The 24,118-nt window shown below is 35.1% G+C and carries 20 protein-coding genes; 6 read left to right on the top strand and 14 right to left on the bottom strand.

The genetic code is table 11. The features are described from left to right. Positions 1-228 precede the first annotated feature (228 nt). The gene (locus tag EZJ43_RS09665) at positions 229-4,659 is read right to left on the bottom strand and encodes a translocation/assembly module TamB domain-containing protein (RefSeq protein WP_243718076.1); all 4,431 of its coding nucleotides are present in this window, start codon (positions 4,657-4,659) and stop codon (positions 229-231) included. Between the two features lie 78 nt (positions 4,660-4,737). Here EZJ43_RS09665 and tsaD point away from each other — a divergent pair, with 78 nt between their 5' ends. Continuing rightward, the gene (tsaD, locus tag EZJ43_RS09670; protein ID WP_133262507.1) at positions 4,738-5,760 is read left to right on the top strand and encodes a tRNA (adenosine(37)-N6)-threonylcarbamoyltransferase complex transferase subunit TsaD; all 1,023 of its coding nucleotides are present in this window, start codon (positions 4,738-4,740) and stop codon (positions 5,758-5,760) included. A 148-nt stretch (positions 5,761-5,908) separates the two neighbouring features. After that, positions 5,909-6,115: a hypothetical protein gene (locus tag EZJ43_RS09675; RefSeq protein ID WP_133262508.1), complete on the top strand. Its 207-nt coding sequence runs from the start codon at positions 5,909-5,911 to the stop codon at positions 6,113-6,115. 623 nt (positions 6,116-6,738) lie between these two features. Here EZJ43_RS09675 and recA read toward each other — a convergent pair. From recA to EZJ43_RS09695, 4 genes are all read right to left on the bottom strand, one after another. Next, positions 6,739-7,752 (bottom strand): recombinase RecA, encoded by a 1,014-nt coding sequence (gene recA / locus EZJ43_RS09680; RefSeq protein WP_133262509.1) that lies wholly within the window; start codon positions 7,750-7,752, stop codon positions 6,739-6,741. Positions 7,753-7,955: 203 nt separating this feature from the next. Further along, the gene (gene nth, locus EZJ43_RS09685) at positions 7,956-8,615 is read right to left on the bottom strand and encodes an endonuclease III (protein WP_133262510.1); all 660 of its coding nucleotides are present in this window, start codon (positions 8,613-8,615) and stop codon (positions 7,956-7,958) included. Between the two features lie 912 nt (positions 8,616-9,527). After that, entirely contained in the window at positions 9,528-9,719 is a 192-nt protein-coding gene (locus tag EZJ43_RS09690) for a hypothetical protein (protein WP_133262511.1), read from the bottom strand. 88 nt (positions 9,720-9,807) lie between these two features. Next, complete coding sequence (locus tag EZJ43_RS09695) at positions 9,808-10,392, bottom strand: RNA polymerase sigma factor (RefSeq protein WP_133262512.1); 585 nt, start codon at positions 10,390-10,392, stop codon at positions 9,808-9,810. A 260-nt stretch (positions 10,393-10,652) separates the two neighbouring features. On the opposite strand from EZJ43_RS09695, the gene uvrA reads away from it, so the two are divergent. The 4 genes from uvrA (at position 10,653) to EZJ43_RS09715 (ending at position 17,084) form a co-directional block, all read left to right on the top strand. Next, on the top strand, positions 10,653-13,466 hold the full coding sequence (gene uvrA / locus EZJ43_RS09700; RefSeq protein ID WP_133262513.1) for an excinuclease ABC subunit UvrA: 2,814 nt from the start codon (positions 10,653-10,655) through the stop codon (positions 13,464-13,466). 8 nt (positions 13,467-13,474) lie between these two features. Continuing rightward, positions 13,475-14,134: a LysE family transporter gene (locus tag EZJ43_RS09705; protein WP_133262514.1), complete on the top strand. Its 660-nt coding sequence runs from the start codon at positions 13,475-13,477 to the stop codon at positions 14,132-14,134. Between the two features lie 728 nt (positions 14,135-14,862). After that, positions 14,863-16,344 (top strand): sensor histidine kinase, encoded by a 1,482-nt coding sequence (locus EZJ43_RS09710; RefSeq protein WP_165953130.1) that lies wholly within the window; start codon positions 14,863-14,865, stop codon positions 16,342-16,344. Then, complete coding sequence (locus EZJ43_RS09715) at positions 16,341-17,084, top strand: LytR/AlgR family response regulator transcription factor (protein ID WP_133262516.1); 744 nt, start codon at positions 16,341-16,343, stop codon at positions 17,082-17,084. Before EZJ43_RS09710 ends, EZJ43_RS09715 begins: the two co-directional genes overlap by 4 nt. Before the next feature lie 80 nt (positions 17,085-17,164). On the opposite strand, the gene EZJ43_RS09720 is transcribed toward EZJ43_RS09715, so the two are convergent. The 9 genes from EZJ43_RS09720 to EZJ43_RS09760 form a co-directional block, all read right to left on the bottom strand. Next, positions 17,165-18,199, bottom strand: a complete 1,035-nt coding sequence (locus EZJ43_RS09720; protein WP_133262517.1) for a DUF2157 domain-containing protein — start codon at positions 18,197-18,199, stop codon at positions 17,165-17,167. 96 nt (positions 18,200-18,295) lie between these two features. Then, on the bottom strand, positions 18,296-19,312 hold the full coding sequence (locus EZJ43_RS09725; protein ID WP_133262518.1) for a bifunctional riboflavin kinase/FAD synthetase: 1,017 nt from the start codon (positions 19,310-19,312) through the stop codon (positions 18,296-18,298). Positions 19,313-19,482: 170 nt separating this feature from the next. After that, positions 19,483-20,346, bottom strand: coding sequence for a YitT family protein (locus EZJ43_RS09730; RefSeq protein WP_133262519.1), 864 nt, complete (start codon positions 20,344-20,346; stop codon positions 19,483-19,485). Beyond that, positions 20,333-21,073, bottom strand: a complete 741-nt coding sequence (gene truB / locus EZJ43_RS09735; protein ID WP_133262520.1) for a tRNA pseudouridine(55) synthase TruB — start codon at positions 21,071-21,073, stop codon at positions 20,333-20,335. Before truB ends, EZJ43_RS09730 begins: the two co-directional genes overlap by 14 nt. 27 nt (positions 21,074-21,100) lie before the next feature. Further along, positions 21,101-21,895: an undecaprenyl-diphosphate phosphatase gene (locus EZJ43_RS09740; RefSeq protein WP_133262521.1), complete on the bottom strand. Its 795-nt coding sequence runs from the start codon at positions 21,893-21,895 to the stop codon at positions 21,101-21,103. 134 nt (positions 21,896-22,029) lie between these two features. Next, positions 22,030-22,248: a DUF2442 domain-containing protein gene (locus EZJ43_RS09745; protein ID WP_165953131.1), complete on the bottom strand. Its 219-nt coding sequence runs from the start codon at positions 22,246-22,248 to the stop codon at positions 22,030-22,032. Next, positions 22,238-22,471 carry a DUF4160 domain-containing protein gene (locus EZJ43_RS09750; protein WP_133262523.1) on the bottom strand — a complete coding sequence of 78 codons (234 nt, stop codon included), beginning with the start codon at positions 22,469-22,471 and terminating at the stop codon, positions 22,238-22,240. Before EZJ43_RS09750 ends, EZJ43_RS09745 begins: the two co-directional genes overlap by 11 nt. 76 nt (positions 22,472-22,547) lie before the next feature. After that, positions 22,548-22,775, bottom strand: coding sequence for a DUF3098 domain-containing protein (locus EZJ43_RS09755; RefSeq protein WP_133262524.1), 228 nt, complete (start codon positions 22,773-22,775; stop codon positions 22,548-22,550). After that, complete coding sequence (locus tag EZJ43_RS09760) at positions 22,775-23,653, bottom strand: cell division protein FtsX (RefSeq protein WP_133262525.1); 879 nt, start codon at positions 23,651-23,653, stop codon at positions 22,775-22,777. Before EZJ43_RS09760 ends, EZJ43_RS09755 begins: the two co-directional genes overlap by 1 nt. Positions 23,654-24,118: the final 465 nt, after the last annotated feature.

Below are 24,118 nucleotides of genomic sequence, written 5' to 3' on the forward strand. Positions count from 1 at the left end.
TTCAGGGTGACGGACGGACTACTATTATCTGAAACTTAGGCTTACCGTCATGCTGTCCCGAATTTTTCGGGATCAGCATCTTTCCTGCTATAAAAACCTTGAACTGAATTCAGGGTGACGGACGGACTACTTAAAACGCCATTTAGATTCTGGAAAGTAGTATTTATTTATCGAACTTAGGTTATGCAGCCCATCTCAAACTATGAGCCGAAAACTACGAACTGCCCACTATTTTCTGTTTTTATTTTCTCTCGTTTGCTTCATAATCACTTCTTTCGGTACCGATTTATTTGTTTTTATAGGATTCTCGGCTTGTTTGCGCTTTAAGTTTTTGCGATACGAACCCGTTATCTTCTGTATAAATTCCTTAAATGTATCAAATTGTTGGGTATAAATAATACCGAGAGAGGTTACATTTGCCGTCGGACTGATACCGCTATTTAAAAATATACTTTGTTGAGTTGGCGGTTTATTCGCAACTTTCCCGGTAAGCGTACCATCTTTTCTAATTAAAAATAAAGCTTCCACTTCGCTACCTACATTGTTTTTCGAAAAGTCGATTACAGAGAAATCATTCAAACTATTCCGATCAACAATACCCGCATTGATGATTAAACGATCGTTAAAAAACTTAAGTGATGCACTTGCCTCACTCAATGATTTTACGTTAAAATCGACAAAGTTTAAGTTTAATGAAGAAAGAACATTATTGAACTGATTAAAAACCAATTCTGTTGCGGTGCTAGAAACCGTAGATTGTAATTGGTTGGCGATAGATTGGCCACCATTTCCTGGCGCAAAACTCCTCCTAATAATCAAACTTAAAGCTTGAAGGTTTACATTGTTCTGGTCGCTAAAATAAGTTTGAAGCTCTTCCTTTATCGCTGGTTGGGATGGAAAATTAATGTTTAGTTTAATCTCGGGTTTTAATAAAAGCTCGGTTAAACCCATCTCTACTTCGGTATTTACACGTTGATTGGCGTTACTGCTTGCATCTCTATTTGCAGCTTTAAACAATTCGTTTAGGTTGGCCCTTACTGCATAAGTAGCCTTTAAATTAATTTGAGCTGCAGTCGGGTTTCCTGTCCACCTAATTGTTCCACCCTGTCTTATGTCAAATTTTTTATTTATATATTCTTGGGCAGTGAAATCAAAACTTCCGGTTTCAATGATATAATCTCCCGACATTTCAAAATCACCCAAGCTATTGATGTTTAAGTTTAATTCTGCATTTCCCTTCCCACTCAAATTACCTAAAGCGGTATAAATATTTGCTGTGGTATTTGGGTCTATTGTCAGTTTGAAACTTAACGTTAATCCATCAAAGTTAGTCGCTTTTTTAACTACTTTGCTGGTATCACTACTTACAAAATTTATAAAATCTTTATCACTTACCGTTTCAGAACTATTTAGCGGAAGGTTAAATACGGTGCCTTTTTCGGTTTTCGCTTTAATGTCTATCCGCATTTTACTGGTTGGGCCATTAAACTTAAATAAACCTGTGCCGTAAGCCCTACCATAATATACAGCGTTGTCTTTAGCAGTAGTATTAAGCGCCATTAAACCATCTGCATTTAGCTGAACATTAATGTCTGGATCATCAATATTAGTCAAATCAACAGTTCCGTTTGCAACCGCTTGGTGTCCTTCAACATCATTTAACGTAAAATCATTGATATTGATGATACTATTTTCCACATCCACATTATCGGTAATGATATAGGTGGTTTTTAGGTAATTCACCATCAGCTGACCTTTATTCAGCTTTAAAGTTCCATTTATTAATGGATGATCTAATTTGCCTTTGATGCTTAAATCTGCCGAAATATTACCTTTTAAATTGGTCACTAACTTCTTTACCAAGGGTTCTAAAACGGTTAGTTTCGTATCGCTCATCATAACCTGTAAATCAATTTCTTTTTGCTTTAGGTCAAGTCCGCCGGTAACTTTAAAAGTTTCTTTACCATCGGCTACGATTTTGGTATAAACATCAGCTTTGTTTAAATCTTTGCTAAAGGCAGAGGTATCTGTAAGCGTGCCAATATAAATGTCGTTAAATGTTAAGGAATCAACTTTGATATCATCTCTTACCCGCAAATTCTTTAAAGCACCATACAAATCAGTTTTTCCATTTACATTGCCACTTAATTTAACGCCAAAACCTTTTGTAAACGGATTTAAAGTTTTTAAATTAAAATTGTTAAATCCAATTTTCATCAAATCATTTGGATCATCTGATAGCAGGCCATCAGCCGTAATTTGCTGTGTTCCGTTACTTAAATCAAAGTTATCAATTTGGGTTTTTCCATTATTGAAAGCCACTTTAAATTTTTCTTCTATTCTCCATTCCTCTCCATTAATAATCAGAATTGATGGTAAGATGCTTAGTTTGGCGGTGGTATCTCGATTCTTTGTAAATTCCACTAAACCGTTCAAATCTAACTGATTAAAAGCTTCTGCGCTTGATAGTTTTACGTTAAAAGCTAAGCTATCGTTTCGTAGGATATTAGAAATGTTTACATCTTTTATGAAGAGGCTATCGTTAATTTGTACGCGATCGGAAGTAAGGTTTAATTGTAGTTGGCGTTCGGTTGTATTTTCATCAATGATGATGTTATTTACAACAATGCCTTTATACTTCAAATTCTTAATAAATCCGTTTAACGTCGCGATATTATTCCGCGAATCAAAATTACCTACAAATGTTGCACCTTCATCTAACGCTAAACTCGGCACAAATATTTGCGCAATCGGCTCAAATTTTTTAACCTTTAAATTAAACTGAAAAATTTGATTTTTATATTTTATTAAGTCTGGTTTAAACGATGGAATATAAGTTTTAGCGATGGCTTTATAGTACGAACCGATAGAATTTAAATCGAATTCACCTCGAATACTAGCATCTAAAATATCAGAGCTGATCACTAATTTCCTGTCAACACCATTTCCATTTGCCTGCAAGCTTACCGAGTCGATTGTGTAAATTCCTTTTGGGTTTTCAATCCTAATGTCGTTGATGAATAAACTTCCAGCAATGTTGCTTAAGTTCGTGCCCGAAAAATTCGTAGTAAACTTGGCATCAACCATTACTGTATCTTTTAACAGTTTTAGGGCTTTTAATTTAGCATTGGTAATGGTTGCATTAAAATTAAATATCGGTAATTTGGGGTTTAGGTTTACATTTCCGTCAAAAATAAGTTTTACATTTTTATCGTTGATGCTCAACTTTCCATCAAAAAATTTCTTTTCAAATGTGCCATCAATTTTAACATTGGTATATCGGTAATTGTTAAAATCTATATAAGAAACATCGCCATTTAATTTTTCTTTCAATCCATTAAGCTCGGTTCCTTTACCTTGAACGTTGAGTGATGATGTAATTCTTCCTAAGCTTTTTTCATCTAATAAGTTGCCAATATTAAAGTCGTAAGTTTTAATATTTCCGGTGTATGAAGGCACATTATTTTTGTCGATTTTCATATTAACATCCGAAACCACTCTACCTAATTTGGTTTTGAATTCTCCGTACGCTATAAAATCATTTTGGAAACCGGTAAAGCTACCGTTGAAATTTATGTTACCAAATTTTTTCACAATAATTGGGATTTGAGACTTTTTGCTTCCGGTAATGCCCTTTATCACCTCGTCTAAATCTGACTTGTTTGTTCCTGCCATTTCAATTTTTAAATCCATAAAGGTTTCTTTCCATTTTGGTAAGCCTTTAAGGATAAAATCGCCTTTTATGTATGTTGCGTTTCCGGCCTTTAATGATAGTTTCTTCGCTTTTAAATCGCCAACCAGACCAGAGATTTGTCCATCAATATCCAAATCTAAATGCATGTCATCTAATTCAGGTGCGAAGTAAGCAACGTCTTTTGATGATAGATGACTGTCTTTAAAGTTAGCTTTCATCCTCACGTTTCCTACATATTTGTTAAAATCCCGAAAAGTTTTAAAACGCATCTGATAAAAATCGGTAAGCCTACTGCGGTCGGTAACCAAAAGCAGTTTATTCAACTCTATTTTATTGCTGTCGATTGTAGTCTCTGCCGAAAGGTTTTTCAGGTAAAATCCGCTTTTCTCCCTAAAAGTTAAGTTTTTAATAGTTGTTTTAACTAAATGGTTTTTGGTATCTAAACCTTCAAAAATCCCACTTAGTTGCTTTAAACTTACGTTGTCGAAATTAACATGATTTTTAAGCGAATCTTTGTATTTATAATTGATGTATTTAAAGGCTATGTTGTTTAAAATAATTCTATCGAAATTTATTTTATAAGGCTGTTTTTTCTTTTTTGGCATAGTTGGCGCCGAATCGAAGTAGTTGATGATTACATCGAGGTTGGATGTTTTGTCTTTATAATCTTTTAAAAAGAATTTTCCATCGTTTAGTTGTACGGTATTTACATCCACAATCCGTTTATCCAACGATAGTCGATTTAAATCGACCATGAATTTAGGCATAAACAATAAGGTATCTTTTTGCGCATCTAAAACAAGTAAATCTTCGAGCACTACAGATTTAAAGGGTTTTAAATATAAACTCTTAATAGTTATTGTATTTTTGTAGTCTAATTCTTTTGATAAATATGCAGCTGCTTTTTGGGCAAAGTAAGTTTGAACAGGTTTAAACTGTAACGAGAACACAAGCAACGCGAGCAACAATATTATTGATGCAATTACCCAAAGAAATATTTTAAATAGTTTTTTAATAATTTTGAAGCTTAAAAAATAAATAATTTGTCTATTATACTTGCTATAGAGTCCTCTTGCGACGATACTTCAGTTTCCATTTGTAATAACGGCGAAATTACGTCCAATGTTATTGCAAACCAAACTATTCATCAAAATTATGGTGGTGTAATTCCCGAATTGGCTTCAAGAGTACATCAACAGAACATCGTGCCCACTGTAACACAGGCGCTGATTGATGCTGGAGTGACGAAACAGGACATAACTGCGGTTGCTTTTACACGTGGCCCTGGCTTATTGGGTTCTCTATTAGTCGGTGTTTCTTTTGCAAAATCTTTTGCGTTAGCGTTAAATATACCCTTAATTTCTGTTAATCACATGCATGCACATATTTTGGCTCATTTTATTCCTGCCCGTTCCGCAGGCGGGGATGAACCAAAGCCTGCATTTCCGTTTTTGTGCTTAACCGTTTCTGGCGGGCATACTCAAATTGTATTGGTAAAAGATTTTTTTGATATGGAAGTTGTTGGCGAAACTTTGGACGATGCCGCTGGCGAAGCTTTTGATAAAACGGCCAAAATACTTTCTCTACCGTATCCAGGCGGACCATTGATTGATAAACATGCCAAATTAGGAAATCCTAATGCTTTTAAATTTGCAGTGCCACAAATTGCCGATCTTAATTTTAGTTTCAGCGGTTTTAAAACGTCTATTCTGTATTTTATCAGAAAGCAAGAAAAAGTAAACCCAAACTTTATTGCCGAAAATTTAGATGATATTTGTGCATCGGTACAACATAGCATTATAGAAATTTTAATGAATAAGCTAAAAATGGCGTCAAAGCTTTATGGCATTAATGAAATTGCTATTGCGGGTGGCGTATCTGCTAATTCGGGCTTAAGACAAGCATTACAAAACGGTGCTGTTGATTATGGTTGGAAAGTTTATGTTCCGGCTTTTCAATATTGTACCGATAATGCTGGTATGATTGCAATTGCAGGTTATCATAAATTTTTAAAAAATGATTTTGCAGATCAAAGTGTTTCGCCATTGGCGAGAATGGAATTTTAATTTATTTGGTTAGGTTTGGGTGATTAATTGTTTGAATGTTTAGTTGGGTTATTTGTTAACCGACTTAGGATAATTGGTTAGATTTTTTTAATAGACGTTTTATTGTTGGTTTGTAAATTGAAAACTGCCAACTGAAAATTTAATTTATATGGCAGGAGCTTCTTTAGTATTTTGGTTGGTATGCGGACTTCCTTTAATAGGCGTATTATATTGGTTAATCAGGAAAGACAAAAATAAATTTGCGGGTATTTGGGGGATTGTTATCCTCGGTGCATTAATTGTAGGCGGGTTTTTAGCTATTATTTATATTACTAAAGATTTTAACGCAGTTTTTAGTCAAGATCCTACGAAGTAGCTTAAACCTTTGGATTGCAAGGCGCAAATGAAGTTTGTTGATTAGGATTTGCAATCCTAATCCCCGAATAGAGGATTTTAAAAATCCTCAGATCAGTAATCCAGGAAAACATTTCCTGACTAGCGAAATTTTGTCCTTATCCTAAAAATTCAATAAAAAAATCGTGTTTGCGAAAGAGCTTTTTCAGCCGATGAAGCAATCTATTAAACAAGAAAGGTTGCTTCGTCGTTCCTCCTCGCAAGGACGGGGCGTCGAGGCAGATGCAATAAAAAAATCGTGTTTGCGAAACAGCTTTTTCAGCCGATGAAGCAATCTATTAAACAAGAAAGATTGCTTCGTCGTTCCTCCTCGCAAAGACGAAGCGTCGAGGCAGATCCAATAAAAAGGTCGTTATTGCGAGAAGACTTTTTCAGCCGATGAAGCAATCTTTTTAGCAATAGGGAAAATGAAGTTTGTTGATTAGGATTTGCAATCCTAATCCCCGAATAGAGGATTTTAAAAATCCTCAGATCAGTAAGTCAGGAAAACATTTCCTGACTAGCGAAATTTTGTCCTTATCCTAAAAATCCAATAAAAAAATCGTGTTTGCGAGAAGACTTTTTCCTCCTCGCAAACACGATACACTATTTTTCTTCCAACTTATCGCCAGTTACTTCGGCTTTAATTTTAAGTTCTAATTCCTCTGCTAATTCTGGATTATCATTTAATAACTGTTTTACAGCATCTCTACCTTGCCCTAATTTAGTATCTCCGTAAGAGTACCAAGAACCTGCTTTTTTTATAATCCCGAAATCTACGCCTAAATCTACAATTTCACCATTTTTAGAAATGCCTTCTCCAAACATAACATCAAACTCTGCAATTCGGAAAGGTGGTGCAACTTTATTTTTTACAATTTTCACCTTCACTCGGTTACCCGCAACCTCGTCAGAATCTTTAATTTGAGACATTCGACGGATATCTAAACGTACCGAAGCGTAAAACTTTAATGCATTACCACCAGTTGTTGTCTCCGGATTACCGAACATAACCCCAATTTTCTCACGCAATTGATTAATGAAAATACAGCAACATCCCGTTTTAGAAATTGTTCCTGTTAACTTACGTAAAGCCTGACTCATTAAACGAGCATGTAAACCCATTTTACTATCGCCCATTTCACCTTCAATTTCACTTTTAGGTACTAACGCTGCAACAGAGTCAATCACGATTACATCAATTGCACCAGAACGGATTAAGTTATCCGCAATTTCCAAAGCTTGCTCACCATTATCTGGCTGAGAGATTAACAAATTATCAGTATCTACACCTAATTTCTTAGCGTAAAACTGATCGAATGCATGTTCAGCATCAATAAAAGCAGCAATACCACCTCGTTTTTGCGCTTCTGCAATAATATGAGTGGCTAAAGTTGTTTTACCAGATGATTCTGGACCATAAATTTCAATAACTCTTCCTTTCGGAACTCCACCAATGCCTAAAGCAATATCTAAACCTAAAGATCCGGTCGAAATAAAATCTATTGGTTCAATAGCAGTATCACCCAATTTCATTATCGTACCTTTTCCGTACGATTTTTCTAATTTATCTAAGGTTAATTGTAGGGCTTTTAATTTATCTGGGTTTGCGCTTGCCATGTTTGTTTTTTTAATTTGATTACGTAAATATAATTGATTATCGGCTAAATTACTATGATGTTTAAAACTATATTACTAATATATTTAGCTAAGGTAATTGTTTTTTAGCTAATATCAATAGTAAATTGAAAAATATTTTTATCGAATGATTTACTGTTGGTTTCGGGTTACCTGTTACAAGGGTTGAGTGATAGGGTAGAACATTAAACCTTCAACTTTTCAACTTTCAACTTATTTCTTTCAAAATACCTGCAAATATGGCTAATCTCGCAAATGCTACATTTCGGGCTTCTCGCCACGCAAACATATCTACCATGTAGTATTAGCCAGTGGTGGGCAATATGAATATCTTGTTCTGGCAAGTTTTTTACTAAGTCTTTTTCTACAGCTAACGGTGTTTTTCCATTGGTTAAACCCAAACGGTTTGCTACTCTAAATACATGCGTATCAACAGCCATTGCAGGCGCATTATAAATTACCGATGCAATAACATTAGCCGTTTTTCTGCCAACGCCGGGCATTTTTTGTAAATCATCAATGTCAGATGGAACGATATCATTAAACTCGTTGACTAAAATATTGGCCATTCCAACTAAATGTTTAGCCTTATTATTGGGGTAGCTAATACTTTTTATATAATCAAAAACAATGTCTGGCGTAACTTCGGCCAATGCTTTTGCGTTTGGAAACCGCTGAAAAAGTGCGGGCGTAACCATATTTATCCGTTTGTCGGTGCATTGGGCCGAAAGAATAACGGCCACTAACAATTGGTAAGGATTATTATAATGTAACTCTGTTTCGGCATTTGGCTGTTTAGCCGAAAAATGTTCTACAAAAAGTTTATACCGTTCTTTTTTAAGCATGGGCAAATATAGGTAGGTAATTTAAAGGATTTGTTTAGAAAGCGTTTAAATTTCGGTTTGCTAATTTGAAAACGAAAGTCAGTAGGTTGTCGGTAAATGTAGCCCCGCTTTCAGTTGTATCTTTTTAAACTGCTGTTTGTGCTTTAATTAAAGTGATGTGTTTCATCGGTTAGTTGCGAGCTAAAATTTCAGGCAGTAGAAAAAAAGTATACTTACTTCAATCGGGTTTAAAAACAAAATTGGTGCTAAAAACTCCTGTTTGCGGTAAGTAGTCGATCAGCCATCGGACCACTATTGGTAACCAGGCAAATATTGAAAGGATTGCTTTTAAGCGTTTTATTTTTTAACTGCACTAACCTTTGTTACTAAACGTGATGGCAGCGAACACGGAGTGCAACGGAGTAAAGCGAACAGCAGGACTGAGAATTTTTAAGATTACTGAACGATCGTTTCCTAATTATTGAAACAATTTTATTGGATTTTCGAGTTTATAATTGGCAATCGACTAGCAAAATAATCAACCGATGGCTTTTAAGTAATTAATTTTTGCCCAGATCAGCCATCGGACCACTATTGGTAACCAGGCAAATATTGAAAGGAATGCTTTGAAGCGTTTTATTTTTTAACTGCACTAACCTTTGTTACTAAACGTGATGGCAGCGAACATGGAGTGCAACGGAGTAAAGCGAACAGCAGGACTGAGAATTTTTAAGATTACTGAACGATCGTTTCCTATTAATTGAAACGATTTTATTGGCTTTTCGAGTTTATAATTGGCAATCGATTAGCAAAATAATCAACCGATGGCTATTAAGCGATTTAATTAGGTAGAAATGCGAAAAAAGTACCGGACTTGATAAAACAAAAAGAGCCATTTTACTTTGTAAAATGACTCTTTTCTTGTTGCAAAAATTACTTCGATTTGCTGTAAGCTAAAATCCTGTCGATGGTTTCATCTTGTGGACTTACAATTAGCGCGTTTAACTTGCTTTTAAGTTGATCGTAAAATAAGTCAAGATCAGCATCCGATTCCATATCTGTAACTAATGGAGACATGTTGTTTTGTAAATTTGCACTTTGTTTTGATGTAGAGGTTTTTGTCATAAGCAACTAAATGTGATAAGTTTTATAAACTTAACGGAAGTTGTTTAATTTTATTTTACGCACCTAAAAACAGTACGTAACATTTTTATTACCCTCTATATGTCATCTCTTTGGTTTTTAGCATTTTGCGCAAATTACTTAGCGCATAACGCATTCTACCTAAGGCTGTATTAATGCTAACTTCGGTTAATTCTGCAATTTCTTTAAAGCTTAAATCGCCGTAATGGCGCATTAACAATACTTCTTTTTGGTCATCGGGCAATAATTGGATCATTGCTTTTAATTCTTTATGAGATTGTTCTCGAAGCATTTTATCTTCGGTACTTTCATCGTGAAATTGGAGCATGTCAAACACATCTGTACCATCGGTGCTGGTAATTACAGGTGTTCGCTTTTCTTTCCGAAAGTAATCGATAACTAAATTATGGGCAATACGCATTACCCAAGGCAAAAATTTGCCTTCTTCGTTATATCTTCCCGATCGGAGGGTGTTAATTACTTTTATAAAAGCATCCTGAAAAATATCTTCTGCTAAATATTGGTCTTTAACCAATAAATAAATAGAAGTATAAATTTTGCTTTTATATCGCCTTATCAGCTCCTGCAATCCATTCTCGTTCCCGGTAATGTATAACTTTACCAGGTCCTGATCATTATATGATTGTAAATTCATAGGTGTACCTACACTAAAATCCCGTACTATTTGCTAAAAATTAATTTGTAGATGTTTAATTTCTATAGCGCTTCTCCTATGTTAATGAATTGTTTTTTGTTTGGTATGCGTAGTCGTTATTCAAAGAAAGTTATTTTTTTATCAAAAAGCAAAAAATTTAGGGTTAAAAAATGAATTAATCGCTCTAGTACCCTATTTTTGTATGTCTTTAAAAACCCAATACTATTTTACGGGGTTATATTTTAACTACCTTATTATCCATGAGCAAAAAAGAAGCCGAAAAAGATCCCCATAAAAATATAATTATAAAAGGTGCACGTGTGCACAACCTTAAAAACATAGATGTTGCCATCCCAAAAAACAAATTAGTTGTAATAACTGGTATGTCGGGTTCAGGAAAATCGTCGCTTGCTTTTGATACTTTGTATGCTGAAGGGCAACGCCGTTATGTAGAAAGTTTATCATCTTACGCCCGCCAATTTATGGGCAGAATGAACAAGCCCGATGTAGATTATATTAAAGGTATTGCACCTGCAATTGCGATAGAGCAAAAGGTAATTACCTCAAACCCGCGCTCTACGGTAGGTACATCGACAGAAATTTACGATTATTTGAAGTTACTTTTCTCTAGAATTGGCAAGACAATTTCGCCAATTTCTGGCAAAATTGTTAAAAGAGATACCGTAAGTACGGTTGTAGATTATGTTGGCGCTTTGCCCCAAGATACTACGGTAACCATTTTTTGTCCGCTCTACCCGCACAACAATAGAACGATTAAGGAAGAGCTTGCCATTTTATTGCAGAAAGGTTTTTTAAGGGTTTTAATAGCTGGCGAAATATTAAAAATTGAAGCTGTTTTAGATGATCCTGATTTTAAGGATGCAGAATTAACTGACGACAAAACAGTACAGATTTTGGTCGATAGGATTGTGAACAATATCGAAGAAGAAACTTTGAGCCGCTTAGCAGATTCAGTTCAAACTGCTTTTTTTGAAGGTAAAGGCGATTGCTATGTAGATGCCGAACATAAAACCAAGCATTTTAGCGATCGGTTTGAGCTTGATGGGATAAAATTTGAAGAACCAACGCCGAATTTCTTCTCGTTTAATAATCCTTATGGGGCTTGTAAGCGGTGCGAGGGTTACGGAAACGTAATTGGTATTGATGAAGATTTGGTAATACCCGATAAAAGCAAAAGTGTTTACGATAATGCAATTGCGCCGTGGCGTGGAGAAAAAATGGGTGTTTGGTTGCAGAATTTTATTAAGGTTTCTTCAAAATTCGATTTTCCTATTCACCGTTCATTTAGTCAGTTAACCGAAAAAGAGCAGAAATTATTGTGGACAGGCAATAAATATTTCGAAGGTTTGGATGCTTTTTTTAAAGAGCTTGAGACGCAAACTTATAAAATTCAATACCGCGTAATGTTATCGCGCTACCGCGGAAAAACGGTGTGTCCGGATTGTAAAGGTTCACGTTTACGCAAAGATGCTTCTTATGTTAAAATAGCCGAAAAATCGATTATTGATGTAGTTTTAATGCCTTTATCTAAAGCTTTAGTGTTTTTTAATGAGTTAAAACTTAATGTTAACGATACCAAAATTGCAAAACGTTTATTGGCCGAAATAGATAACCGTTTTCTATATTTAAACAATGTTGGTTTGGGTTATTTAACGTTAAATCGTTTGTCTAATACTTTATCGGGAGGAGAATCGCAACGGATAAATTTAGCAACTTCATTAGGCAGTAGCTTGGTAGGTTCTATTTATGTGTTAGATGAACCGAGTATTGGTCTGCATCCACGCGATACCAATAAACTCATCGAAGTATTAATCGCATTGCGAAATGTTGGCAATACCGTAATTGTAGTAGAGCACGAAGAAGAAATGATGCGTGCGGCCGATTATATTATTGATATTGGTCCGGAGGCAGGTACCCACGGTGGAAACTTAGTTTTTAGTGGCAATTACGAAGAAATTCTTAAAGATAAAAAGAGTTTAACGGGCCGGTATTTATCGGGAGCAGAAAAAATTGCGATTCCGACAAAACGCCGTAAATGGAACGATCATATTTTAATTAAAGGTGCAAGAGAAAATAATTTAAAAAACATTGATGTAAAGTTTCCACTTGGTGTTTTTACTTGTGTAAGTGGTGTTTCGGGTTCAGGGAAAACGAGTTTGGTTAAGAAAATTCTTTATCCTGCTTTGCAGAAAGTAATTGGAAATTATGCTGGCGAACAAACTGGTGCTTACGATGGCATTTTTGGTAATTATGATTTGGTAAGTGCGGTAGAAATGGTCGATCAAAACCCAATTGGGCGATCTAGTCGTTCTAATCCGGTTACGTATGTAAAAGCTTGGGATGATGTTCGGGCTTTGTTTTCAGGTTTAGCATCGGCAAAAGCAGCGGGATTAAAACCGGCAGCCTTTTCTTTTAACGTAGAAGGTGGCCGTTGCGATGTATGCCAAGGTGAAGGCGAAGTGAAAATAGAAATGCAGTTTATGGCCGATATTTATTTGCCATGCGAAGCTTGTGGAGGCAAAAGATTTAAGCAACAAGTTTTAGACATTTCGTATCACGATAAAAATGTATCTGAAATTTTGGATATGACCATTGAAGAAGCGGTTACGTTTTTTAAAGATGAGCAAAAGATCTTAAATAAGCTAAATCCATTGGTTGATGTTGGTTTGGGTTATGTGCATTTAGGGCAGTCATCAAACACTTTATCGGGTGGCGAAGCACAGCGGATTAAATTAGCTTCATTCTTAATTAAAGGCAATAATGCCAATAAAACGTTGTTTATTTTTGATGAACCCACAACAGGTTTGCATTTTCACGATATTAAAAAGTTGCTTAAAGCATTAAATACCTTAATTGAACAAGGCAATACTATTTTGGTTATCGAGCACAATATGGATATGATTAAATCTGCCGATTGGGTAATCGATATTGGTCCTGAAGGTGGTGATTACGGTGGTAATTTAGTTTTTGAAGGATTGCCCGAAGATTTAGCAAAGCAAAAAGATTCGTACACTGGAAAGTATTTAGCTACACATTTGAATTTAAATTTATAATTTCGGAAATGCTTTTCACAACGTTCTTCTTGGGCATTCTTCTAAACGCTATGGGCTATATTCCGCCCGGCAATATCAACTTAACCGTCGCTCAACTCGCCATTAACAAAGGCATGAGGCAGGTTTGGTATTTTATACTTTCATTTTCGATTGTTGAAGTGTTTTTTACTTTTGGGATGATGCGTTTTGCCCGTTGGGCGATGAGCGATATTAATCCGAATGCGGCGGTAAGCGAAGTTAGATTAGGGACATTAGTAGATTGTTTTATGATACTGATGTTCATCACCATGGGTACAATTACGTGGATTAATCGTAAAAAAGTACCAAAAACGAGTAAAAGTAAAGACGATAAAAGAAGCGGAAGCGTGTTATATGGCTTAATATTAGGCGTTCTAAATCCGGTTCAAATTCCGTTTTGGTTGTTTTTTGGCAATTATGTAATCTTGCACGAATGGATTAAAACTGATTATCTCTCGCTAATTATTTTCGCTGTTGGTTCTGGCTTTGGTTCTGCTTTGGCGTTGTATGTTTATGCACACTTTGCCACTTTCATTCAAGAAAAATTTGCACTGAGCAGTTTAATTATCAATAAATCTATCGCTATATTTCTTTGGGTTCTGGCAGTTTATTTAATTGTTAAACAGGGGATGATTATATTGCATTTGTAGATTTTCAATTTTAATTGGTTGTTTTTGTAAAGCAAGGTCAGGTAGTTCTTCTGATAAATCAGCCCTGCTATCCATTACAAGCCAAGCAGAAAAAGCTTGGGCTTTACATTTCTATCAGGTTTATTATACTTGGTTTTGTACTAAAAAGCCAGGTAAGGAAACCACCCCCGCCATCGCACAACCCATTCCACCCCCTCCTTGAAAAAAGGAGGGGAGTTTAAGTTCCACAACTATCCCGTGTTTGACTAATAGGAAGCCGAGAAGTCTTTTTTTTGATGTATTTTGTCATCCAGAGCACAGCGAAGGATCTATTTGGCATAGCCAATTTGGAAATGGACTCCTCTCCAATGAAATTGTTCTTTGGGACAAAGGCGAAATGAGAGAAAAGCAATCTATTTCCAGCATCGTAAAGTTGATGGGAAAGTTGAAATTCTAGCTCATTTCAGTTAAATACTAATTTGTATTACGTATTCGCTATTTTTCCATTTTGCAAACCATTTACAAACCGCAAGTTTGAGGACATCTTAAACTAAAAAATGATGAGAAATTACCTAACAATATTTTTATTGTGTATAACAACGGTTTGCTTTGGGCAAAATAAAGGTATTGACGAAATAACTTTACAACCCTTTAAAAATTCCCCAGATGGCTGTATAGGAGTGCTAACCTTTGGGGATGTCAAAAGACCAGAATCCCTCTGTCTTAATGCTGATTCGGGCACAAAAAAAATGTCTAATGTAATAATCCATCCATCCAAAGAAAGAACTTTTTTATTATATTTAGAAGGCGCCACTACAATAAAGCTCTATTCTTACATTCCAACAGATAGTTTGAAATATTATAGATACTCAATTTTTGATGGGGATGTAGTCGTAGCAGGAAAAAGAGACTTAATTCCTGTCGCATTAAAAGAAGATATTAGAACGGATTTTGGCACTTATTCCATTGCAAACCAAAATTTTGCCATCGTTATTTATAAGGTTGGTGATGAAGAAAACGCTAAAAGGCTTACTGTTTTGAACAAAAAGCTAAAGCCGGTGGAGATAGTATCGACTGAACTATCAGAGGCATTAATAGTGTATAAAAAGCCTAAGGTTATCAAATTTGAAATAAATAAAAAAGGTGACACAACTGTATTAGAAACGCAAATTAGCAATAGGACATCTAGTAATATTAATATTCATGGTGGAAAACTTCCTTTTAATAAGGATATTGATTATGCAGAAATAACGATTAAGCCAATAGACAACGATTTTTTATACAAAATTCTTATAAAAAGGCAACTAGGGGATGAAATTTTTATCGATATGATAGACAACGTAGGTTGGATTTATAATGAGATGGGAAATCTTAGTAAACGCTTAGATAAAGAGTATTTTGAAAAACCAGGTAAATACACAATGTTCATTTACCCGAAAATTGGAAATACAGATTTCGGCATGACAGGAAATGCTAAATGTATTGAATTTGAGATCGGTGCTCCAGATTACTTCACCGCCAAACAATTAGCTATTTACCTCTTAATCGTTGGTAGTGGTTTAGGTATTATTGCTGGCTTAGTAATTTATTACATCAAACGAAAAGGCAAACGCAAACTGCTTGCCGAACAACAACAAAAAGACATTGCCAAAACACAATTGGCAAGTATTCGTTCTCAACTTAATCCGCATTTCATGTTCAACGCTTTAGCGGGTATTCAAAGCTTAATGAATGACCAGAAGACTAAAGAAGCGAATCAATATTTAAATAAGTTTTCGAGGTTAACTCGTAATGTTTTAGATAATAAAGAGCTCATCAGCCTTGCTGAAGAAAAAACTTTATTAGACGATTACCTGCAAATGGAGCAATTGAGGTTTGGATTTAGATATGAAATCAACGTCGAACCCAATGTTGATTTGAATATCGAAATACCTGCAATGTTGCTTCAACCCTTTGTAGAAAATGCAGTAAAGCATGGCATAGCAGAAAAGGGAAAGCAGGGAGAAGTTTGTATTCGCTTTATTAAGCAAGAGAAAAATTTAATTTTGGAGTTGAAAGATAATGGGAAAGGTTTTGATACGTCAAAAACCTACGAGGGCTATGGTTTGCAACTGAGTAAAAATAGAATTCTGCTATTAAACGGTATTTACAAAGAAGATACCATACTTTTAACTATGAATTCGGAAAGTGACGGCATTAACATTACAATAACTTTAACCAATTGGCTATGAGAGCAGTATTAGTTGATGATGAATTGCCGAATTTGAGGAATTTAGAAATTTTGCTCAATCAATATTGCCCAACCATAAAAGTGGTTGGTGCTTCTGCCGGAATTGAGGAAGCGGTTGGGATAATTGAATTGCAACAGCCAGATTTGTTGTTTCTTGATATCCAAATGGGTAGTAAAACAGGATTTGATTTATTGAATTTGTTACCGAATAAATCTTTCGAAGTAATTTTTGTGACGGCTTATGATCATTACGGTATTCAGGCGGTAAAATTTGCTGCATTAGATTACTTGTTAAAACCCGTAAATACCGATGAGTTGATTGTTGCCGTTGCAAAAGCTGAACAACGAATTAAATCTAAATTGCAAAATGAACAACTTAGTTTTCTTTTACAGAATTTAAAACAACCTGAGTCAATTGTACAAAAGATAGCATTGCCACAGCAGAATGAAATAAGATATATAGCCATTAACGATATTGCGCGCTGTGAAGCATCAAATAGTTATACCTTTTTCTTTCTTGCCAATGGCGATAAACTCTTGGTATCGAAACCTTTAAAAGAATATGCTGATTTATTGAAACCAAAAGGTTTTTTGCGAACACATCAAACACATTTGGTTAATCCACTATTTGTTAAAAGTTGGTTAAAAGAAGATGGAGGTACATTGCTGATGAAAAATGGAGATAAAATTTTGGTTTCAAAACCGAATAGGGAAACCGTAAAGGTTGCGTTAGGGAAATAGACTCAACCATTGAGTTAGATTCCTCCAAAGTCGGGATGACAAATTTTGGAAAAGATCATGTTGCGCCAAACCATTTTATTTTACTTCAAAAAACCAACATTCCATATTTTTTCTGCTTTACGGCCGATGAGCCAAAAAGAGGCAGCCAACACGGCAAAGAACAAAGCTTTATGCCAACTGTCCCAAAAGTATTCGAAATAGCGGGTGTAGAGATTAATGAAAAGAAAGGTAATACCAAATTCACGGGCAATATCATCACGATATTTTAAACCATAAAGTGTACTCGCTACACAAACTCCTGCAGAAAGTAGCGCCCAATAAAATAAGCTGAGTTGCCTTACATTATACCACGCTTCCAAACTGGCGAAATTGCCAAATACCGATAAAGCCCAAAGGGAGATAAAGAGATAAATCATTCCGGCAATATAAGTTGCCTGAAAAAATATTTTAGTCTTGTCAAATCGGTTCATAATAAATGATGACGCAGTAAGCACAGCTCCGAAAACAACAAAACGTAATGGATAGTTCATCCCCAAGAAATAATAATTCCATCTGCTTAAGTAGCCAGTTTCAGTGCCAAACCATGCACCCAATGAAATTAAAGCAAACACCCATATTAATCTGGAGTTAAAAATATAACCTAATACGCCATAAATAAATACGGATATAAGTATCAAAATGGAGAAGTTGCCAGAACCATTATCCATTACTTTACCGAAATAAGCTACAGCGTTTGCGGTGAGTAAAATGGCAGAAAATATAATCGCCTCATTACTAAATTTTAAATGCGCTTGCTTTTTCTTCCGTCGGAAACCGAGAATATAAAGCCACGCTGCAATACCTGCAGAGCCAATTGCGATAACAATATTTGGCGTATTGTAAACTCTTTTTAAATAGTTGAGTATAGAATTATCGATTAACAGAGAGCCCAATGCAATAAAGCCACAGGCAAGCGCTACCCAAAAAGCATACTGCGCCAAGCGCAACCAATCGAAGTTTTTAGTTTCGTAACTTTTACGGAGCTTGTTGCCTGTTTCAGCGGTAATTAAGCTATCGGTTTCCCATTGCTCAATCATATCATCTAAGAACTCGCTCTTTTCTCTATCTACTTTCATCCGTTTTGTTATATTACGAAGATATGTTTTTTAGTCGGAGCATCTGAAAAATCAAAAGGCCGAAAGTTGGAAGGTGTAGCAATAAACTCTTAAAAATTATTGCGTTGCACTTTCCTGAGACTTAAAATAAGCCAACGTATTATCCTTATCTTTTTGCAACTGAACTTTTAGTGCTTCCAATCCGGTAAACTTTACATCATGGCGCAAAAACTTTAAAAAATTCATTTTTATATCTTGTCCGTAAATTTCTTGGTTAAAATCGAAAATGTTGACTTCAATATTCCTCGTCATGCCGTTAATGGTTGGGCGCTGACCAATGTAGGCCATACCTTTAAAGGTTGAGGGTGTAGGGTGTAGGGTGTAGGGTTTAGGGGCTTCACCTTTTAGCTTTAAGCTTTCAGCTTTCAGCTTTTCTTCCATCTCAACCGTTACCGCATAAATCCCATCACTAGGAATTAATTTATAAGTTTCTTCTACAAAAATATTAGCTGTAGGGAAACCGATGGTGCGGCCAATTTTATCGCCTTTAATTACGCTACCGAAAATAGAGAATGGATGACCCAGATAAGCGTTTGCCAATGATACTTTTCCTTCTAACAAAGACTGGCGAATCTTTGTAGAACTTACGGCGACATCGTTAATATCTTGCTCCATAATTTCTTCAACGGTAAAGCCATAATCTAAGCCTGCGCGTTTTAAATCTACCAAATTGCCCGTTCTATCTTTACCAAAGCGATGATCGTAACCGATAATAATATGTTTGATACCGATGGTGTCAACCAAGATATTTTTGATATAATCGTTAGGTGTTTGATTAGAAAAATCTCTGGTAAAAGGGGTAATGATTAAATGATCTACACCTAGATTTTCCAAAATCTTAGCTTTTTCGTTTATGGTATTGATCATTTTTAAATCCTGGTTTTCTGGATCGATAATCATACGCGGATGTGGAAAAAAGGTAAGAATTACGCTTTCGCCACCATCGGCTTTTGCTTTTGCCACCAATTGATTGATGATTTTCTGGTGCCCGAAATGAACACCATCAAACGTGCCAATGGTTACAATGGCATGTTTTAATTTTGAAAATTCGGAAAGGTTATTATATATTTTCAATGCTGTTATTTTATGGGATTGGGTTTTGCATGAGGGATGGAAGCGGTATCCTTTTTTGTTGTCCTTCGACTACGCTCAGGACGACAACAAAAAAGATTTAGCGTACAGCCCGACCCCTTGCGTAGCTTGGGGGCACCTGCCTGCGTGCCGGCAGGTGCCCAAATTATTTTTTAATGTATAACGGTTTGTTTTTTCACCACGCCGCCTTTTAAATCGGCTATTTGTTGTTGTATTACAAATGCATCGCTATCAATATGATTAATCATGCTTTGTAATTTGCTCATTTCTAATTTGGTAAGTACGGTGTATAAAATGCTGATGTCTTTTTTTTCTACGTAACCGCCTTCGCCTTTATAAATGGTTACGCCACGCTTCATATCGGTTATGATGTACGCTTTAATTTCTTCAAATTTTTCGGAAATAATGGTTACGCCAGTGTATTGCTCCAGCCCGTTTACTATAAAATCGACCGTGCTCGATGCCGATAAATAGGTTAGGATGGCGTAAAGAGCCGTTTCGATATTCAGAAAATAAGCCGCAACAGCAAAGATGATGATGTTTAAAATTAGGATAATATTGCCTACGGTTAATATGCTGTTCCTACTAATGTAAAGCGCTAAAACTTCTGTACCATCGATTACGCAACCGCCACGCATGGCTAAACCGATACCACCACCAAGAAAAAAACCACCAAAAAATGCGATGAGTAGTTTATCGTGCGTTATAGATTGGAAAGGCAATAAAATTAACGCTAGAGAAAGTGCCGTTATGGCCACGGCTGTTTTAATTGCAAAAGCTGTACCTATTTGCTTATAACCCAAAATTACAAAAGGAATATTGATAATGATAATAAGATATGAAAGTTTAATTCCTGTTAAGGTGCTTATTAACAAAGATATACCCGTAACGCCACCATCTATAAAATGACTAGGCAATAAAAAACTTTTAAGCCCAAAACATGCCGAAGTAATACCCGCTGCGATGAGTAGAATCTCTTTTACAATACGAGTTTTACGGTTTTTAATCTTGTTCATTATGTTCAATCAATTTAGTTTCTTCTTTTTTACTTCGCACATGGTTTACAAATTCTAAAACATCGAACGCATTGCTAAGCAAAAAATTTCCACTTCGGGTACGGATTAATTTGGAAAGATAAGCACCGTTGTTGAGTGTTTTGCCAAAATCGGAGATTAACGACCGAACATAAGTGCCTTTACTACAAACAATTCTAAAGTCTATTTCAGGCAATTCTATTCGGGTAATTTCAAACTCGGGAACGGTTACGAAACGCTTTCTAAGCTCTACTTCTTCGCCTAAACGAGCCTTAACATACAAGCGTTCGCCGTTAACTTTAACAGCAGAATGTGCTGGTGGATATTGTTCTATATCGCCTGTAAATTGCGTGGTGTTTTCGTAAATCTGCTCGTGTGTGATTTTACTGATGTCAAAAGTTGTGTCAATTTCAGTTTCCAAATCGAAAGATGGCGTTGTTGCGCCCAAAATCATAGTGCCTGTATATTCTTTTTCTTCAGCCTGAAAGGTATCTATTTGTTTGGTAAGTTTGCCTGTACAAACAATTAATAAGCCTGTTGCCAAAGGATCTAACGTGCCGGCATGACCAACTTTTAGTTTTAAGGGTTTTAACGAATTACGTATTTTACCCACAACATCAAAGGATGTCCACTTGTAGGGTTTGTTTATTAATAATAATTCACCTTCGGCGAAATTGAAATCTTTGAATTTTGAATTTTCTGTACTCACAAATCTTTTTTTCTGCAAAGATACAGATTATATAATTTGCATACTGTGGCCACTTAATAGCAATATTATAATAACTAAACCGGCAACAATTCTATAATAACCAAACATTTTAAAACCGTGTTTATTTAAGTAGCCGATAAAGCTTTTTATAGCCAACAAGGCGATTATAAATGCTACCACGTTGCCAATGATTAATAAATTTGTTTGTTCGTGGGTGATGGTGTGACCTTCTTTATAAAAATCGTACAGTTTTTTTGCCGTTGCAGCGAACATGGTTGGTACTGCTAAAAAGAATGAAAACTCGGCAGCAACTTTTCTGCTCAACTTCTGACTCATACCGCCCACAATTGTAGCGCCCGAACGAGAAACGCCAGGAATCATCGCAATACATTGAAAAAAACCAATTTTTAAAGCGGTGAGGTAACTTACATTTTCTTCTTCGTTAATGGTTGGCTTGTTAAACCATTTATCAACAAATAACAAAATGATACCGCCTACCAAAAGCGAAATACCAACCGTCATTGGGCTTTCTAAAAGTTCGTCTATTTTTTTGCTCAACAATAAACCAAACATAGCTGCGGGGATAAAGGCAACCAATAACTTAATGTAAAAATCTATCGTTTTGAAAAACCTTTTAAAATATAGCACAACGACTGAAAGTATGGCGCCTAGTTGTATAGCAATGGTAAATAGTTTTACAAATGGATCGCTCGCTATGCCCATAAATGAGGATGCGATAATCATGTGGCCAGTGCTCGATACTGGTAAAAACTCGGTTATGCCTTCGATAATGGCGAGGATAATGGCTTCGAAATTGGTCATTGGTTCATCAATGGGTTAGTCCCACTTTATTTTTAGATTATAGTTTTGTAATTTTTTATCTCTAGAGACTAAAACCAAATTTTCTGCAATGGCTTGAGATACGATGATTCTATCAAACGGATCGTTTTTTGAGATTATTTTGTGAAGTTAAAAAAGCCATCAAAACTTAAATCTTCATCCAGTTTTTCCCAATGAATGCCAAAAGGCGATAATGTAAAACTCTCTAAAACTTCTTTACTCGCTTTTTGTAACTTAGGAAACCAACTAAGTGGATGGCTTTTTTTCTCGCCTTGATTAGTTTGAATAAAAATTTTATCATCTTCAAACCAAACTTTTACAATTTTATTTTCCATGATGTTCATTCCATTTATTGATAATAATCTCCTTATTTTCTTCAATAATTGCTGATGCTAAAGCAACATCTTTTTTCTTTAAACCCTTATTAGAAATAAGCACAACGTTTTCAACTTCAAATTTTGCTTCTCCATCTGCGTTCTTAACATGAATATGTATTGGCAGATGCTCATTTGAATAAAAGAAAAATCTTAATCCAAAAATTATAAATAATGTAGGCATAAATTTTATCCTTATTTAGGAATGATATACTTAGTCATGAAGATAAATTGGTTACACTATAAATGCTAACTCAATTTTATTTCTTTAAAACTGCATAAATACCAAAGCCGAAACCTGCCAGTACAACCATTGGTGCAAGTAACGTTCTGCGGAAATCATAAATATCTCCGGTTGTACCCATCATTAATACAAAACCAAATATTACAATAGCCATGCTAATGATTAATAATTGATAGTTTTTTTTGTTAAAAACCAACTCGTCTTTAACTTCCTTATTAAAAGGAATATGTTTTTTTTCTGCCATTATCTATATAAATGATATGATTTTAACCTTAAATATCTGCTTACTGCAAACCAAGTGCTAATTCCTGTTATAAAAATTCCTATTAAAAATAGACCAATAAATACAATTCCAAATTCTTTATAATTATTCAGAATAATGATCTCAGGGACTTCCTTACGGGCATAAATTAGTGTTGCCAATAAAATAATAATGGCAATACAGGCTGCAATAAACCCATGTAAACCCGCAAATAATAAAAACGGCTTGCGAATAAAGTTTTTAGTTGCACCTACCAACTGCATACTTTTAATTAGGAAACGCTGTGAGTAAATGGCTAAACGTATAGTATTGTTAATTAATGCGATAGAAATAACTAACAAAATAGCGGCAAAAGCTAAAATAATTAACCCGATGGTATTAATGTTCTTATTTACCATGTCAATCAGCGAAGCTTGATAAACGACTTCTTTTACAACTGGATTTTTAGATATGCTTGCTTTTAGCGATTCGATACTTTTAGTGTTTGCGTAATCTGCCTTTAAATAAATATCAAAAGTTGATGTTAAAGGGTTGTATCCCAAAAAGTTAACAAAATCTTCGCCCAAATCTTGAGTTAAATTTCTTGCAGCTAATTCTTTATTAACATATTGTGTTTGCTTAACCGCAGGGTTATTGTTCAGTTCTTTTTGAAAAGCCAACACGTCGGTTTCTTTCGCACTCTCATCAACAATTACGTTTAATACAATATTTTCTTTAACGTAGTTGGATAAGTTTTTTGCATGTACAAGTACTAAGCCTAGTAATCCTAACATCAACAAAACCAATGCGATACTAAAAATAGTCGAAATATAAATCGTTTTGGTTTTCCTAGATGCATCACTAACTTCGAATTCTTCCATGTATTTTAATTTTGTATCTGCGAAAATAGAAATTATCCCTTATAACCGCAATTTAATGATTGTTTAAATATTCAGTTTATTAACGTAAAACATCGCCATATCTTTTATTTTGATTATTTATATGGTGTAAAAAAATTGAATTGGTACGAAATCTGATTTTATGACGTTATTAATGGGTATTTAAAAACTAATCTTCCCCGATTATTTGCTTGCACCATTGGTTATAAAATCAATGGTGCATTTTTTTGTTGGTGGATAAATATTTGCAAGGTGCTAGTCTAATCACTACTTATGTTAGAATATTATTGCGCTGTACGTGGCGAAATCTTTATCATCAGAATCAGTGTTTTGATTTTAAATTCATTTAATAAAGTTGGCGGTGCTTATCACAAAAACAAAGATATCTGTTCGCCAAAAGATTATTTTAATCACCTCGTTTAGAATTAATGTTGTGAGTATTTAAAA

Source organism: Pedobacter changchengzhani (assembly GCF_004354365.1).
Taxonomy (GTDB): Bacteria; Bacteroidota; Bacteroidia; order Sphingobacteriales; family Sphingobacteriaceae; genus Pedobacter; species Pedobacter changchengzhani.

Excerpts from the sequence above, each read along its gene's own strand:
- EZJ43_RS09710 (WP_165953130.1), top strand. The coding sequence starts at position 14,863 with ATGTCTAATGTAATAATCCATCCATCCAAAGAAAGAACTTTTTTATTA.
- EZJ43_RS09755 (WP_133262524.1), bottom strand. The coding sequence starts at position 22,775 with ATGGCAGAAAAAAAACATATTCCTTTTAATAAGGAAGTTAAAGACGAG.
- EZJ43_RS09695 (WP_133262512.1), bottom strand. The coding sequence starts at position 10,392 with ATGAATTTACAATCATATAATGATCAGGACCTGGTAAAGTTATACATT.
- EZJ43_RS09715 (WP_133262516.1), top strand. The coding sequence starts at position 16,341 with ATGAGAGCAGTATTAGTTGATGATGAATTGCCGAATTTGAGGAATTTA.
- EZJ43_RS09740 (WP_133262521.1), bottom strand. The coding sequence starts at position 21,895 with ATGACCAATTTCGAAGCCATTATCCTCGCCATTATCGAAGGCATAACC.
- EZJ43_RS09675 (WP_133262508.1), top strand. The coding sequence starts at position 5,909 with ATGGCAGGAGCTTCTTTAGTATTTTGGTTGGTATGCGGACTTCCTTTA.
- EZJ43_RS09760 (WP_133262525.1), bottom strand. The coding sequence starts at position 23,653 with ATGGAAGAATTCGAAGTTAGTGATGCATCTAGGAAAACCAAAACGATT.
- EZJ43_RS09730 (WP_133262519.1), bottom strand. The coding sequence starts at position 20,346 with ATGAACAAGATTAAAAACCGTAAAACTCGTATTGTAAAAGAGATTCTA.
- nth (WP_133262510.1), bottom strand. The coding sequence starts at position 8,615 with ATGCTTAAAAAAGAACGGTATAAACTTTTTGTAGAACATTTTTCGGCT.
- EZJ43_RS09750 (WP_133262523.1), bottom strand. The coding sequence starts at position 22,471 with ATGCCTACATTATTTATAATTTTTGGATTAAGATTTTTCTTTTATTCA.
- EZJ43_RS09745 (WP_165953131.1), bottom strand. The coding sequence starts at position 22,248 with ATGGAAAATAAAATTGTAAAAGTTTGGTTTGAAGATGATAAAATTTTT.
- uvrA (WP_133262513.1), top strand. The coding sequence starts at position 10,653 with ATGAGCAAAAAAGAAGCCGAAAAAGATCCCCATAAAAATATAATTATA.
- EZJ43_RS09705 (WP_133262514.1), top strand. The coding sequence starts at position 13,475 with ATGCTTTTCACAACGTTCTTCTTGGGCATTCTTCTAAACGCTATGGGC.
- EZJ43_RS09690 (WP_133262511.1), bottom strand. The coding sequence starts at position 9,719 with ATGACAAAAACCTCTACATCAAAACAAAGTGCAAATTTACAAAACAAC.
- recA (WP_133262509.1), bottom strand. The coding sequence starts at position 7,752 with ATGGCAAGCGCAAACCCAGATAAATTAAAAGCCCTACAATTAACCTTA.
- EZJ43_RS09720 (WP_133262517.1), bottom strand. The coding sequence starts at position 18,199 with ATGAAAGTAGATAGAGAAAAGAGCGAGTTCTTAGATGATATGATTGAG.